The sequence below is a fragment of the Bacillus sp. 7884-1 genome (assembly GCF_002272245.1).
GTDB lineage: Bacteria > Bacillota > Bacilli > Bacillales > Cytobacillaceae > Neobacillus.
In genome coordinates this window covers 1-15,975 of sequence record NZ_NPDD01000036.1, presented here as the reverse complement: position 1 = coordinate 15,975, position 15,975 = coordinate 1, and the positions used below count along the sequence as shown (strand labels likewise).

Here is a 15,975-nt window from a genome sequence, read left to right as displayed (position 1 = left end):
GTCTCGTGCCTTCCGTTCCAATCAACAGAGTGCCAAAATCAATTATTAGCCTTAACTTAGCCTAATTATAAATTACTCGTTTTTGCTATTCTTCCTTGTTCTAAATAGATAAGGAGGATTGAGATATCGGCAGGGTTTACACCGGAAATCCTTGAAGCTTGGGCAAGTGATAATGGTTTGATTTGTTTTAAGTTTTGTTTTGCTTCATTTGCAAGTCCTGAAATGGAATCATAATCGATATTTTCAGGGATTTTCTTGTTCTCCATTTTCTTTAAGCGTTCGACCTGCTGAAGTGACTTTTCAATGTATCCTTCATATTTAACTTGGATTTCAACCTGCTCTTTTATATCCTGATCTAACTCAACCTCACTAGGTGTCAGTCTTTCGATGTGTTCATAAGTCACTTCGGGCCGTTTCAATAAATCCGCAGCAAGAATTCCATCTTTAAGCTCACTGCCGCCGATGCTTCGGATTAACTCTTGAACTTCTGTTGAAGGTTTTATGCGAATAGATGAAAGCCTTTCTTTTTCCGCCTCAACCGCATCCTTTTTAGCTAAAAATCTTTGATAACGCTCCTCTGGTATCAGACCAATGGAGTGACCAATCTCCGTTAACCGTAAGTCAGCATTATCATGGCGTAAAAGTAGACGATATTCTGCTCTTGATGTTAACAAACGATAAGGTTCACTTGTTCCCTTTGTGATTAAATCATCGATTAACACACCAATATAAGCATCTGAACGGCTAAGAATTAACGGTTCCTTTCCGAGTGCATTCAGCCCGGCATTGATTCCTGCCATAATTCCTTGTCCTGCTGCTTCTTCATACCCGGAAGTTCCGTTAATCTGTCCAGCCGTAAAGAGATTTTTTACAACCTTTGTTTCAAGTGTTGGCCAAAGCTGAGTTGGATCAATGGCGTCATACTCAATCGCGTATCCAGATCTCATCATTTGAACATTTTCTAATCCTGGAATTGTTTTGAGAATTTGCTGCTGAACATCTTCAGGCAAACTAGTCGACAAGCCTTGAACATAAACTTCTTGCGTCTTTCTTCCCTCTGGCTCAAGGAAAATTTGGTGGCGCGGCTTATCATTAAAACGGACCACTTTATCTTCAATGGATGGACAGTAACGCGGACCTGTTCCTTTGATCATTCCGGAATACATCGGTGAACGATGGAGGTTTTGATCAATTAATGTATGTGTTTGTTCATTTGTATAAGTTAACCAGCATGGAAGCTGATCGGTAATATACTTGGTTGTTTCATATGAGAATGCCCTTGGAACTTCATCACCCGGCTGAATCTCTGTTTTGCTGTAATCAATCGTATGACTATTGACCCTTGGCGGAGTGCCCGTCTTAAAACGAACCAACGCAAAACCAAGTTCTTCTAAATGCTCAGATAACTTAATGGAGGGCTGTTGGTTATTAGGACCGCTTGAGTATTTTAATTCACCAAGGATAATTTCCCCGCGCAGGTACGTACCAGTCGTAATAACGACCGTTTTGGCACGATATATAGCTCCTGTCTTTGTAATGACGCCGACACAGACGCCTTCCTCCACGATTAATTGTTCAACCATACCTTGAAGGAGTGTCAGGTTTGGTGTATCTTCAATCGTTTTTTTCATCTCAAATTGATAGTCAACTTTATCTGCCTGCGCCCGTAATGCACGGACCGCAGGGCCTTTCCCCGTATTCAACATCCTCATTTGTATATACGTTTTATCTATATTTCTACCCATTTCCCCGCCTAGTGCATCTATTTCCCGGACAACTATCCCTTTAGCAGGTCCGCCAATCGATGGATTACAAGGCATAAAGGCAACCATATCTAGGTTAATCGTAATCATTAATGTTTTAGCACCCATTCGTGCCGCCGCAAGACCCGCCTCACAGCCAGCATGTCCGGCACCAATGACCACAACGTCAAAATTACCTGCTTCGTATGACATCTCTTTCCTCCTCTTTCAAAACTATTGTCTAGCTCCGGCGTCTAGCCCCTCGAGGTCACTTCGGTCTATCCAAAGAAGTCAAGGTACGCGACTTCTCCGGCTGGCCCTCCAGCGCTTGTCGGGGCTGAACGCTAAGGAAATCTTTAGAATAATCTTCGCAGGAACAAGCTGTGCTTGTTCCGAAGCCGCCTCCGCTTTTCCTACTTTCCTAAACAGAACTGTGAAAATAACTGGTCAATTAAACTTTCGTGTACACTTTCACCGATTACTTCACCAAGCAGTTCCCACGTTCTGGTTATATCTATTTGAACTATATCAATTGGAGTTCCCATTTCTACTCCAGCAATTGCTTCTTCTATTGTATGCAAACTTTGGCCAATCAAAGCAATATGGCGGCTGTTCGATAGATAGGTCATATCGCCAGCGTCAATTGTACCTGCAAAGAATAACGAGGATATTGCTTCCTCAAGCTCATCCACGCCACGGTCCTCTAATAATGAAGTAGTGACGATTTTATGCTCTTTTGCCAATTGCTTTACACGATCCATATCAATTTGCTGCGTGAGGTCTGTCTTATTGACAATGACAATCACATCCATGCCCTTAACAGCTTCAAAAAGATTTTCATCCTCTTTTGTAAATTTATCAGCATGATTTAACACTAACAATATTAAATCGGCTTCCTTTAATACCTGTCTAGATTTTTCTACTCCAATTCTTTCAACAATATCTTCTGTTTCTCTTATTCCTGCAGTGTCCAACAGTCTAAGTGGTACCCCGCGTACATTGACATATTCCTCAATGACATCACGGGTAGTTCCAGGTATATCCGTGACAATTGCTTTATTTTCTTGAACGAGACTATTCAATAACGAAGATTTCCCAACGTTTGGACGGCCAACAATGACCGTTGAAAGGCCTTCACGCAATATTTTTCCTTGCTGAGAGGTTTGCAGCAGCTTTTTAAGTTCATCCCGAACATACATGGCTTTTTCTAATAGCATTTTATGCGTCATTTCTTCGACATCATCATATTCCGGGTAATCGATGTTCACTTCAACATGCGCGAGTATCTCTAAAATTTCCTGGCGTAATCCCCTAATTAATTTTGATAAACGCCCTTCCATTTGTCCCAGTGCTACATTCATAGCCCGATCTGTTTTGGCCCGAATCAAATCCATTACAGCTTCAGCTTGAGATAAATCAATCCGTCCATTTAAAAATGCCCGTTTCGTGAACTCACCTGGTTCTGCAAGCCTAGCCCCATTGGCTAATACATGCTGCAGTACTCGATTTACTGAAACAATCCCGCCGTGACAATTTATTTCCACTACATCCTCTTTTGTAAAAGTTTTTGGACCCTTCATAACCGATATCATTACTTCTTCGATCACTTGTTCATTCTTAGGATCGATTAAATGTCCATAATGTATTGTATGTGTCGGAACTTCTGCCAATCTTTTACCACCGATGCTTCGAAAAACTTGATCACCAATTTTAATGGAATCATCGCCACTCAATCGTACAATTGCAATTGCTCCCTCACCCATTGGTGTCGATATAGCAGCTATCGTATCAAATTCCATTACTTTCACCACTCTTTATAAAATTAATCTATATATAAACGAATATTTTTACACCAAATTATTAGAATACCACAGAATCTTCATCTGAAAAACCAGAAACCCTTTAGCTAATTATCCACAGTCTGTTTAATGACTACGTATTATTTTAACTTATCCACATGTGAATAACAATAAAACAAGAGATTTCATATAATTGTTATAAACAGATACTTTTAGATTCTAAATTACGACAAAACGCAAAAAAAAGACATCCTTCGACAAAGGATGTCTCTCCCATTTTTTTATTTGACTGGTGAAATAACGATATGTCTGTGTGGATCTGATCCATCTGAAAAAGTTTTTACACGTTTGTTATCGGATAAAGCTGTGTGAATGACTTTACGCTCGTATGAAGGCATTGGCTCCAATGCTACATCCTTGCCAGTCTTTAAAGCCTTTAGGGCAAGACGATGAGCCAATTGAATCAACGTATCATTTCTGCGATTTCGGTAATCCTCTGCATCCAAAATAACCGTTAAATATTGATTTGAAAAGCGATTAATGATTAGCTGCGTTAAATATTGGAGCGAATTTAAAGTTTGTCCTCTTTTTCCAATCAAAAGAGCAATCTTTTCTCCAGTCATAATGAACAAAACTTGTTTTCCATCGCGTTTCATTTCAATACTGATGGGAGCTCCCATTTGTTCACTAACCTGAAGCAGAAACTTCCTTGCTTCATCAATTGGGTCAATAATCACCGTAACCTTAACGACAGCGGGACGCGAACCAAAAATTCCAAAAATACCTTTTTTACCTTCATCGATAATAGCTACATCTGCGCGGTCTTTTGTTGTATTTAATTGAGCTAAAGCTGATTCCACTGCTTCTTTGACAGTTTGTCCGGTAGCAGTTACTTGTTTCACTTTTTTGCTCCTCCCGCTTTACCGGATTCTTGCACTTTTTTCAAATCCGGTCCTTTAATGAAATAGGTTTGAACAATCATGAAAAGATTTCCTACTACCCAATACAAGGAAAGGGCTGCAGGGAAATTAAAAGCAAAAATGACAATCATAATCGGCATCATCCAAAGCATCATCGCCATTTGCGGATTATGCTCTTGTCCGGCCATCATCAATTTTTGCTGAATAAAAGTGGTGATTCCCGCAATAATCGGTAAGATATAAAAAGGATCCTTGTCTCCAAGATCAAACCATAGGAAACTGTGATCAGCAATTTCTCTTGTTCTTGAAATTGCATGGTAAAAACCAATTAGGATAGGCATTTGGACGATTAATGGAAAACATCCCGCCATCGGATTTACTCCGTGCTTTTGAAAAAGTGCCATTGTTTCTTGCTGTAATTTCTGTTGTGTTTTCTGATCCTTAGAACTGTATTTTTCTCGAAGAGCCTTCATTTCTGGCTGCAGTGCCTGCATGGCTTTGGAGCTTCTAGTCTGTTTTATCATTAGTGGTAAAATTGCTAACCGAATTAAAAGTGTAACGACAATCAATGAAAATCCAAAGCTTCCGCCAAGGATTTCTGCCCCTTTCACAATTACCCAGGAGAGCGGATAGACAATATATTCGTTCCAAAAACCTGTACTTTCAGCGTCAATTGGCTTATTAATTTCTGTACATCCTGTTAAAAACAGAAAAACAGAAACGATACCAATCAAAAGTAATATTCGTTTCTTCAACCGAAATTTCCTCCTTAAACAATATATATACTATTTAATTGGAAATACCTTATTTAAATATAGCCAACCGGAATATTTCATAGGTATTTTACCATATTTTAGAATAATTTGTCTCCTAAATTTAGAGATACAACATTATTTTGGCTGATTACTTTTTCTTTAAAACCTTTCCTACCTTAAATACATGAGTTAAGCTCTTTTTCACCTCAAAAAAGTCCATTTCAGCAGTAGGTTTTCTAGCAATAATGACGTAATCATTACTTGGTAAAAGTAAATCTGATAATTCGAAAACAGCTTGTCTTATGTATCTTTTTATTTGATTTCTCATCACAGCATTTCCAATTTTTTTGCTAACAGACAGCCCAATTCGAAAATAGTCTTGATCCTCTTTCTTCAGACTATAGACAACAAATTGTCGATTTGCGAATGATTGTCCCTTTTGAAATGCTTCTTGGAATTCTTTATTCTTCTTTACCCGTAATTCTTTCTTCATAGAAAACACCTTCCATCTACACAAAAACTTTTCCACTCTGAAAGATACTTTATTAGAAAAAAGACCACTGATGTTTCAGTGGCCTAAGCTGATAATACTTTTCTTCCTTTTAGACGACGGCGTGCTAGAACTTTACGTCCGTTAGCTGAGCTCATACGACTGCGGAAACCGTGAACTTTACTATGTTTACGTTTATTTGGTTGATATGTTCTTTTCATTATAAGACACCTCCCTGAGGAATAGCTGTTAAAGACAGTCTAATTTATTATAAAGACGGACCCCGATATTGTCAACCGCCCATATAATATTGTTCCCAGTATTCAAATTTTTTGCAGTGAGATCTTTTTTAATCACGAGATCATTATTTTCCAAAAGCTCTATTAAAATTTACCTGTGGATATTTTTTTCGACTTTTTTTTCGCAGTTTCACAAGATATTGACAGTTTTTGCACAGGACATACTACTTGTGGACAAGTTTTAATCACAGATTGTTACCGTTGTGGATAAACCATTAAAAGGCATTGCACGTCTGCCTTTTATTTGATATTATATTTGTGTTTTCACTCTGAATAACTTCGTCTTAAAATATGTTATCCACAAATTGTGGATAAGGTGTGGACAAGTTGTTCTGGCATACTGCAGAAACTTGTCCACAAGCGGTGTATATTGTCGAAACTCCACTTTATTTCCTATATTATGTTTTTCCACAACCATTGTTTCGTATATTTATAAATTAGTAGGTTGTACAGCTTGTATAACGGTTGTTTTTTCACAAACTTTTGTTCATTTCGAATGAGGATACTTCCTAACTCTTTGTGAAAAAATATCACTATATATGGAGTCTAGACGAGAAACAAACTGCAAAGTGCATTTCAATAATAGATAGATAAAGAAAAAAGGAGGGACAACCGTTGGAGAATATTGCGGATCTTTGGAATGCTGCTCTAGCCAATATTGAGAAAAAGATTAGCAAACCTAGTTATGACACCTGGCTGAAGTCCACAAAGGCCCATTCCCTTCAAGGCGATCTACTTGTGATCACTGCTCCAAATGAATTTGCACGTGATTGGCTCGAGGAGCGTTATTCCCAGTTAATTGCTGGTATTCTGTACGAAATTACTGGCGAAGAGCTATCTGTTAAGTTCATTATTCCGCAAAATCAAAAAGAGGAAGACCCAGACCTGTTATTGCCAGCTAAAAAGGCAAAAAGAGAGGAAGATCAACATGATTTTCCGCAAAATATATTAAATCCTAAATACTTGTTTGATACGTTTGTCATTGGTTCTGGCAACAGGTTTGCTCACGCTGCATCCCTTGCTGTAGCTGAAGCACCAGCAAAAGCGTATAATCCCTTATTCATTTATGGGGGCGTTGGATTAGGAAAAACACACTTAATGCATGCGATTGGTCATTATGTTTTAGAGCATAAACCGAACGCTAAAGTGGTTTATTTATCTTCAGAAAAATTCACGAATGAATTTATTAACTCTATTCGTGATAATAAAGCTGTAGAATTCCGCAATAAATATCGAAATGTGGATGTGCTTTTAATTGATGATATTCAATTTTTAGCAGGAAAAGAATCAACACAAGAGGAATTTTTCCATACTTTTAATACACTTCATGAAGAAAGCAAGCAAATAGTCATCTCAAGTGATCGTCCGCCAAGGGAAATTCCGACACTAGAGGATCGCCTTCGGTCACGCTTTGAATGGGGATTAATTACGGATATTACTCCACCAGATTTAGAAACAAGAATTGCCATTCTCAGAAAAAAGGCTAAGGCAGAAGGCTTAGATATTCCAAACGAAGTTATGCTCTATATAGCAAATCAAATCGATACAAATATCAGAGAGCTAGAGGGCGCATTAATCCGTGTAGTTGCTTATTCTTCCTTAATCAATAAGGATATTAATGCAGATTTAGCATCCGAAGCTTTAAGAGATATCATTCCAAGTTCAAAGCCAAGGGTAATCACCATTCATGAAATCCAAAGAACAGTCGGTGAACACTACAGTGTTAAGCTTGAAGATTTTAAAGCTAAAAAACGGACAAAATCTGTAGCTTTTCCTAGACAAATTGCTATGTATTTATCACGGGAATTAACCGATTATTCTCTGCCTAAGATAGGCGAAGAGTTTGGAGGGCGTGATCATACTACTGTCATCCATGCTCATGAAAAGATATCCAGGTTATTGCAAACTGACCTTCAGCTGCAAAAGCAAATGAAAGAATTAAATGAACTGTTGAAAGTTTAATGTAATTGTGAATAACTCGTCCTAGTTTATACACAGTCTGTCCACATGTTGATAGACTGTGTTTCCATTGTAAAAAGTGAGTTATCCACATACTAACAGGCCCTACTAGTACTTCTACTATTTTTTCTTTTAAAAAACTTATTATTATATGTTACAGAAAACCAATTTATTCGTACTTAGAAATTAAAAATTGCTGGGAGGATTTTGATATGAGATTTATCATCCAAAGGGACCGTCTTGTTCAAAGTGTCCAAGATGTAATGAAGGCTGTTACATCAAGAACAACAATTCCAATTCTGACAGGAATTAAAATTACAGCTAGCAGCGAAGGAGTCACCCTAACAGGAAGTGATTCAGATATTTCAATTGAATCATTTATTCCAAATGAGGAAGCTGGAGACGAAATCGTTGAGATTAAACAAAGTGGTTCCATTGTCCTTCAAGCAAAATTCTTTAGTGAGATTGTGAAGAAATTACCGACGGATAGTGTTGAAATTGAAGTACTTGGGTCATTACAGACTGTTATTCGTTCTGGTAAATCAGAATTTAATTTGAACGGACTTGATGCAGAGGAGTATCCACACCTGCCACAAATTGAAGAAAATAATAAATTTCATATTCCAACCGATTTGTTAAAAATGATGATTCGTCAAACCTTTTTCGCAGTGTCCACCTCAGAAACACGTCCCATCTTGACAGGTGTAAACTGGAAGATTGAAAATGGCGAATTAAACTGTATTGCAACAGATAGTCACCGCCTAGCTTTAAGAAAAGCAAAAATTGAAACGGAAAATAACGAAAGCTACAATGTAGTGATTCCAGGGAAGAGTTTGAATGAATTGAGTAAAATCATTGATGACTCGAACGAACTAATTGATATCGTTATAACCGAAAATCAAATATTGTTTAAAGCAAAGCATCTGTTATTTTTCTCAAGGCTGCTTGAAGGGAATTATCCTGATACTTCTAGACTGATTCCAAATGAAAGTAAAACAGAAATCATTGTTAATACTAAGGAATTCCTTCATGCTATCGATCGTGCTTCCCTATTAGCGCGTGAAGGTAGAAACAATGTAGTCAAACTTTCAACAATTGATAGAGGTGTAATTGAAATTTCTTCTAACACACCTGAAGTAGGTAAAGTTGTCGAGGAAATACAAAGTCAATCAATTGATGGAGAAGAATTAAAGATATCCTTTAGTGCTAAATATATGATGGATGCCTTAAAGGCACTAGAAGGTACAGATATAAGAGTGAGTTTTACTGGTGCAATGCGGCCATTTGTTATTAAACCGTTACATGATGAGACAACACTACAGTTGATTTTGCCAGTTAGAACTTACTAGGATAAATTTTACAAATAGTCACCATGATTTTGGTGACTTTCTTTATTTATCTTTTTTTAGTAAAATAAAGTATTGAGACCATTTTAGAAATGAGTGATTAACATTGCCCGAAGAAATAAAGCTAAATACTGAGTTTATTACGTTAGGACAATTTCTTAAATTAGCTGAAGTCATCCAATCTGGTGGTATGGCAAAATGGTTTTTAGGTGAAAACGATATTTTTATTAATGGAGAACAAGATCAAAGAAGAGGTAGAAAGCTTCGAGTAGGAGATAAAGTGAGAATTCCTGGTCACGGAGAATTTTTGATAACCGAGTAACTAAAGGTTGTGTCGTTTTCATGTATATTGAACAATTAGCGCTAAGAAATTATCGGAATTATGAGAGCCTATCAGTTGAATTTGAAAATAAAGTAAATGTGATCCTTGGGGAAAATGCTCAGGGTAAAACAAATGTGATGGAATCTATCTATGTTTTAGCAATGGCTAAATCCCACCGGACATCAAATGATAAAGATCTTATTCGCTGGGATCAGGAGTATGCTAAAATAGAGGGTAGGGTCCAAAAACAATACAGTTCTTTGCCTTTGCAATTAATTATTTCTAAAAAAGGCAAAAAAGCTAGATGCAATCATATGGAACAGCGAAAATTAAGTCAATATGTCGGGAACATGAATGTAGTCATGTTTGCACCGGAAGATTTAAATTTAGTTAAAGGCAGCCCTCAAATAAGAAGGCGGTTTATTGATATGGAAATTGGGCAGGTTTCGCCCATTTATTTACATGATATGAGTCAGTACCAAAAAATACTTCAGCAACGTAATCATTTTTTGAAGATGCTGCAAATAAAAAAACAGACAGACCAAACCATGCTCGAAATTCTTACGGAGCAGTTTATTGATATGGCTGTGAGAATTGTACTAAAAAGATTTGAATTTCTTCATTTGCTTGAAAATTGGGCTAAACCTATTCATAAAGGCATTTCTCGAGGACTCGAATCATTGGAAATTGTCTATAAACCATCAGTGGATGTATTAGAAGACCAAGATTTGTCGAAAATGAAAGCATGCTTCGAGGAAAAATTCAGCAAAGTCAGAACAAGGGAAATAGAACGAGGAACAACCCTATTTGGACCTCATCGTGATGATTTGTTGTTTTTTGTCAATGAGAGAGATGTCTCAACGTTTGGCTCACAAGGCCAGCAAAGAACAACCGCGCTTTCTGTTAAACTTGCCGAAATTGAGTTAATTCATTCAGAAATTCGCGAATATCCAATCTTACTCCTAGATGATGTCTTATCTGAATTAGATGACTATCGTCAGTCACACTTGCTTAATACCATACAAGGAAAAGTCCAAACATTTGTAACAACAACTAGCGTTGACGGCATCCATCATCAAACATTAAAAGAGGCTTCGACTTTTGAAGTAGAGTCTGGTTTTATCAATAAAGTTAATTGAGGTGGAAGTGTGTATATACATGTTGGGGAAGATTTAAATATCAGGGCGAAAGATATAATCGCCATTCTTGATAAAGGGTGCGTGAATTCATCAAATTTACTTGAGGAATTCTTAAAACAGCATAAGGAAAAGCTCGTTAACCTTTCAAAAAACCCCTTTAAATCGGTCGTAATTACATATGACAAGGTTTATTTATCCCCTATTTCTTCCGGAACATTAAAAAAACGTTCAAATCAAAAGGAAATGCAGGAATATTGAAATTATTATTTTTCATTTTAGGTGAATAGAGTATTTTTTTGAATGAAAGTGCGGGGTGAACGATATGACAATGGAACAAAAAATAGTCGAAGAACAAGAATATGGTGCGGATCAGATACAAGTTCTCGAAGGTCTAGAGGCTGTTAGAAAAAGACCTGGTATGTACATTGGTTCAACGAGTGGAAAAGGTCTCCATCATCTTGTTTGGGAAATTGTAGATAACAGTATTGATGAGGCTTTGGCTGGTTATTGTGATGAAATCAATGTAATTATTGAAGAAGATAACAGTATAACCGTTATAGATAACGGGCGTGGTGTTCCCGTTGGAATTCAAGAAAAAATGGGCAGACCAGCAGTTGAAGTCATAATGACTGTTCTTCATGCCGGAGGTAAATTCGGCGGCGGCGGATATAAGGTTTCTGGAGGTCTGCATGGCGTAGGTGCTTCAGTTGTTAATGCCCTCTCCACCAACCTAGAGGTCCATGTACATCGTGACGGTAATATTTACTGCATTAAATTCGAACGTGGTGCGGTATCTAAAGAATTAGAGATCATTGGAACTACCGACAAAACGGGTACGATTGTCCACTTTAAACCAGATGGAGAAATCTTTACTGAAACATTGGAATATGAGTATGATATTCTAGCAACCCGTCTGCGTGAATTGGCATTCTTAAATCGTGGACTTAAAATTACGATTAAAGATAACCGTGTGGAAAATAAACAGAATGAATACTACTACGAAGGCGGAATCAAATCCTATGTAGAGCATTTAAACCGCACGAAGGAAGTTATACATGAAGAACCAATTTTTCTTGAGGGAGAACGCGATGGTATTAGCGTTGAAGTAGCACTTCAATACAATGAGGGATATACAGATAGCATTTACTCCTTTGCTAATAACATCCATACCTATGAAGGCGGAACACATGAATCTGGATTTAAAACAGGATTAACCCGAGTTATTAATGATTATGCAAGAAAAAGTGGTTTGATTAAAGAGAATGACACGAATTTATCTGGTGATGATGTGCGTGAAGGATTAACAGCAATTGTCTCAATCAAACATCCAGACCCGCAATTCGAAGGCCAAACAAAAACGAAGCTTGGAAACTCTGAAGTAAGAACAATAACTGATTCATTGTTTTCAAGTCATTTTGATAAGTTTTTATTAGAAAATCCTCAAGTAGCTAGAAAGATTGTTGAAAAGGGACTTATGGCTGCGAGAGCAAGACTGGCTGCTAAAAAGGCAAGGGAACTGACGCGCCGTAAGAGTGCTTTAGAGGTTTCTAGTTTACCTGGGAAATTAGCAGACTGTTCTTCAAAGGATCCATCTATTAGTGAATTGTACATCGTAGAGGGTGACTCGGCAGGCGGTTCAGCAAAACAGGGCCGTGATCGTCATTTCCAAGCGATTCTGCCATTGAGAGGAAAAATCCTAAATGTTGAGAAAGCACGTTTAGACAGGATCCTTTCTAATAACGAGGTTCGTTCCATGATAACGGCAATCGGAACAGGTATTGGAGAAGATTTTGATATTGCGAAAGCGAGATATCATAAAATCGTCATTATGACGGATGCGGATGTTGATGGTGCTCATATTCGAACACTATTGTTAACTTTCTTTTACCGTTATATTCGAAAAATTTTAGAAGCTGGTTATGTATATATCGCACAGCCGCCTTTATATAAAGTGCAGCAAGGAAAAAAGATTCGGTATGCTTATGATGACAAAGAGCTGGAGAAAATATTCGCCGAGCTTCCAAGCCAGCCGAAGCCTAATATCCAACGTTACAAAGGTTTAGGAGAAATGAATCCTGAACAATTATGGGAAACGACAATGGATCCTTCTAATAGAACCATGCTTCAAGTAAGTCTAGAAGATGCGATTGAAGCAGATGAGACATTTGAAATGTTAATGGGTGACAAAGTAGAGCCTCGTCGTAACTTTATTGAAGCAAATGCACAATACGTGAAGAACTTAGATATTTAAAGAAGAGCGGAGGCGGCTTATGACCTCGAGACCCTAGCCGCCGGAGCTGGACATAAAGAAAAGCGTATATAGAAAAGGATAGAGGGGTGACCACTATCCTCCTTTTTTCGTTTATCTAGGAACTATGATGACTATTAAAAGGCAAGATGTCACCAAAATAGGAGGTACTACAATGGCAGAAACACCAAATTCTCAAATAAAAGATATTAATATCAGTCATGAAATGAAAACATCATTTCTTGACTATGCAATGAGTGTTATTGTTTCTCGTGCCCTTCCAGATGTTCGAGATGGTTTAAAGCCAGTTCATCGCCGTATTTTATACGCTATGCATGACCTGGGAATACATGCTGATAAACCATATAAAAAATCAGCTCGTATTGTAGGGGATGTAATCGGTAAATATCACCCTCATGGAGATTCTGCCGTTTATGAAACGATGGTACGGATGGCGCAGGATTTTAACTATCGTTATATGCTTGTGGATGGTCATGGTAACTTTGGTTCAGTGGATGGTGACTCGGCTGCAGCGATGCGTTATACAGAGTCTAGAATGTCTAAAATCTCAATGGAATTATTAAGAGATTTAAACAAAGATACGATTGATTTTCAAGATAACTATGATGGTGAGGAAAGAGAGCCTTCTGTTTTACCAGCTAGATTCCCTAACCTATTAGTCAATGGTTCTATGGGTATTGCTGTTGGTATGGCTACTAATATTCCACCACACCAGCTTGGTGAGGTTATTGACGGAGTATTAGCCATTTCCAATGATCCAGAAATATCAATTCAAGAGTTAATGGAAATCATTCCTGGTCCGGATTTTCCAACAGGAGGAATCATCATTGGTAGGAGTGGTATTCGTAAAGCATACGAAACAGGCAGAGGATCAATAACTATTCGCGGGAAAGTAGAAATTGAACAAAAATCAAATGGCAAAGAAGTTATCATTGTTAATGAGTTGCCATATCAAGTAAATAAGGCAAAATTAGTTGAAAGAATTGCGGAATTACATCGCGATAAAAAAATAGAAGGCATTACAGATTTACGGGATGAATCCGATCGTAATGGAATGCGGATTGTTATTGAGGTTCGTAAAGATGCAAATGCGAATGTCCTCTTAAATAATCTATATAAACAAACATCACTGCAAACTAGCTTTGGAATCAATACATTAGCACTTGTAAACGGACATCCAAGGGTGTTAAATCTAAAACAATGTTTAGTCTATTATTTAGACCATCAAATCGTAGTTATTCGCAGAAGGACAGAGTTTGAGCTACGAAAAGCCGAAGCACGTGCTCATATTTTGGATGGTTTAAGAATTGCATTGGACAATCTGGATGCTGTTATTAGCTTAATTCGAAGCTCGCAGACAACGGATATTGCACGTGAAGGTTTGATGACACAATTTAACCTTTCCGAAAAGCAAGCCCAAGCAATTCTTGATATGCGTTTGCAGCGTTTAACTGGTTTGGAACGAGAGAAAATTGAGGAAGAATACCAAAATTTAGTAAAGCTTATCGCTGAGTTAAAAGCTATTTTAGCGGATGATGAAAAGGTTCTAGAAATCATTCGTGAAGAATTACTAGAAATCAAAGAGCGATTTAATGATAAGCGCCGTACGGAAATCGTAACAGGCGGAATTGAAAATATTGAGGATGAAGACCTCATCCCACGAGAAAATGTAGTAATTACGTTAACACACAATGGCTATATCAAACGTCTTCCTGTATCTACTTATCGTGCCCAAAAAAGAGGCGGAAGAGGTATTCAAGGAATGGGAACCAATGAGGACGATTTCGTTGAGCATTTAATCACGACCTCTACTCATGATACGATTCTATTCTTTACGAATAAAGGAAAGGTATACCGTTCAAAGGGATATGAAATTCCTGAATTCAGCCGTACGGCTAAAGGACTGCCAATCATTAACCTTCTTGGAGTTGAAAAAGGAGAATGGGTCAATGCCATTATTCCAATTGAAGAATTTGTTGATGACTGGTACCTATTCTTTACAACAAAAGAAGGTATTTCAAAGCGTTCTCCATTAACATCCTTTGCACATATTCGTAATAATGGTCTAATTGCGTTGAATCTTCGTGAAGGTGATGAACTGATCTCAGTTCGATTAACGGATGGAACAAAGCATATGATTATTGGTACGAAAAAGGGAATGCTGATCCGTTTCCCTGAAACAGATGTCAGGTCTATGGGCAGAACTGCAACGGGAGTTAAAGGGATTACCTTAGATAGTGATGATGAGGTAGTCGGTATGGAAGTACTTGAGGATAATAGCAGCATCCTTATTGTTACAAAGAACGGATATGGTAAGCGTACACCTGCAGAGGAATACCGTATCCAGGGAAGAGGCGGTAAAGGTATTAAAACATGCCACGTTACTGAGAAAAATGGTCCTCTAGTTTCCGTAAGAGCTGTAACGGGTGAAGAAGACTTAATGCTAATCACTACTGGCGGTGTCCTTATTCGTATCGATGTAGCTGGCATTTCGACCATGGGACGAAACACGCAAGGTGTTAAATTAATTAGTATCAAAGGCGATGAGCATGATTTTGTTGCAACTGTTGCGAAAGTAGAAAAAGAAGAAGTTTCAGAAGAAACAGATTCAGAGGATACTGAAGGCATAGAAGGCTTAGAGGCCGCAGATGAAACAGAAGAAGATCATGCAGATAATGAGTTGAATTCTGAAGATGATATCTCTGATACTACTGAAGAATAAACTTTTTTGAAAGGAGCACCAAGTTTGGTGCTCCTTTTTAAATTAATTCTTGAATTTTGATATTTTTCTCTTGATTGATAGTGCTAATGCTGATATACTCATTTGAGTCGGCAAGATTATTAATTGTAAAGCAAGATAAAAACAATTAAACGTTGACATTCATATTAATAGATGATATATTAATAAAGTCGCTTCAAAGCGAAAGAGTAAAAT

General features: G+C 37.7%; 13 protein-coding genes. 7 read left to right on the top strand and 6 right to left on the bottom strand.

Features of this window, described 5'->3' with window-relative positions; genetic code table 11:
- Window positions 1–65: 65 nt before the first annotated feature.
- From mnmG to rpmH, 6 genes are all read right to left on the bottom strand, one after another.
- On the bottom strand, window positions 66–1,955 hold the full coding sequence (gene mnmG / locus CHI06_RS05250) for a tRNA uridine-5-carboxymethylaminomethyl(34) synthesis enzyme MnmG (RefSeq protein ID WP_095247376.1): 1,890 nt from the start codon (window positions 1,953–1,955) through the stop codon (window positions 66–68).
- Between the two features lie 200 nt (window positions 1,956–2,155).
- Entirely contained in the window at window positions 2,156–3,541 is a 1,386-nt protein-coding gene (gene mnmE, locus CHI06_RS05245; RefSeq protein ID WP_095247375.1) for a tRNA uridine-5-carboxymethylaminomethyl(34) synthesis GTPase MnmE, read from the bottom strand.
- 281 nt (window positions 3,542–3,822) lie between these two features.
- Complete coding sequence (gene jag, locus CHI06_RS05240; RefSeq protein WP_095247374.1) at window positions 3,823–4,443, bottom strand: RNA-binding cell elongation regulator Jag/EloR; 621 nt, start codon at window positions 4,441–4,443, stop codon at window positions 3,823–3,825.
- Window positions 4,440–5,216 carry a YidC family membrane integrase SpoIIIJ gene (gene spoIIIJ / locus CHI06_RS05235; RefSeq protein ID WP_095247373.1) on the bottom strand — a complete coding sequence of 259 codons (777 nt, stop codon included), beginning with the start codon at window positions 5,214–5,216 and terminating at the stop codon, window positions 4,440–4,442. Before spoIIIJ ends, jag begins: the two co-directional genes overlap by 4 nt.
- 148 nt (window positions 5,217–5,364) lie before the next feature.
- Window positions 5,365–5,709 (bottom strand): ribonuclease P protein component, encoded by a 345-nt coding sequence (gene rnpA, locus CHI06_RS05230; protein ID WP_095247372.1) that lies wholly within the window; start codon window positions 5,707–5,709, stop codon window positions 5,365–5,367.
- Between the two features lie 83 nt (window positions 5,710–5,792).
- On the bottom strand, window positions 5,793–5,927 hold the full coding sequence (rpmH, locus tag CHI06_RS05225; RefSeq protein ID WP_007084526.1) for a 50S ribosomal protein L34: 135 nt from the start codon (window positions 5,925–5,927) through the stop codon (window positions 5,793–5,795).
- A 693-nt stretch (window positions 5,928–6,620) separates the two neighbouring features.
- On the opposite strand from rpmH, the gene dnaA reads away from it, so the two are divergent.
- The 7 genes from dnaA (at window position 6,621) to gyrA (ending at window position 15,762) form a co-directional block, all read left to right on the top strand.
- Entirely contained in the window at window positions 6,621–7,967 is a 1,347-nt protein-coding gene (gene dnaA, locus CHI06_RS05220; RefSeq protein WP_095247371.1) for a chromosomal replication initiator protein DnaA, read from the top strand.
- Window positions 7,968–8,176: 209 nt separating this feature from the next.
- The gene (dnaN, locus tag CHI06_RS05215; protein WP_095247370.1) at window positions 8,177–9,313 is read left to right on the top strand and encodes a DNA polymerase III subunit beta; all 1,137 of its coding nucleotides are present in this window, start codon (window positions 8,177–8,179) and stop codon (window positions 9,311–9,313) included.
- Window positions 9,314–9,416: 103 nt separating this feature from the next.
- Window positions 9,417–9,632: a S4 domain-containing protein YaaA gene (gene yaaA / locus CHI06_RS05210; protein ID WP_095247369.1), complete on the top strand. Its 216-nt coding sequence runs from the start codon at window positions 9,417–9,419 to the stop codon at window positions 9,630–9,632.
- A gap of 20 nt (window positions 9,633–9,652) precedes the next feature.
- Window positions 9,653–10,771, top strand: coding sequence for a DNA replication/repair protein RecF (gene recF, locus CHI06_RS05205; RefSeq protein WP_095247368.1), 1,119 nt, complete (start codon window positions 9,653–9,655; stop codon window positions 10,769–10,771).
- A gap of 9 nt (window positions 10,772–10,780) precedes the next feature.
- Window positions 10,781–11,029 (top strand): extracellular matrix regulator RemB, encoded by a 249-nt coding sequence (remB, locus tag CHI06_RS05200; RefSeq protein WP_095247367.1) that lies wholly within the window; start codon window positions 10,781–10,783, stop codon window positions 11,027–11,029.
- 70 nt (window positions 11,030–11,099) lie between these two features.
- Window positions 11,100–13,022, top strand: coding sequence for a DNA topoisomerase (ATP-hydrolyzing) subunit B (gene gyrB, locus CHI06_RS05195; RefSeq protein WP_095247377.1), 1,923 nt, complete (start codon window positions 11,100–11,102; stop codon window positions 13,020–13,022).
- Between the two features lie 172 nt (window positions 13,023–13,194).
- The gene (gene gyrA / locus CHI06_RS05190) at window positions 13,195–15,762 is read left to right on the top strand and encodes a DNA gyrase subunit A (protein WP_095247366.1); all 2,568 of its coding nucleotides are present in this window, start codon (window positions 13,195–13,197) and stop codon (window positions 15,760–15,762) included.
- Window positions 15,763–15,975 lie beyond the last annotated feature (213 nt).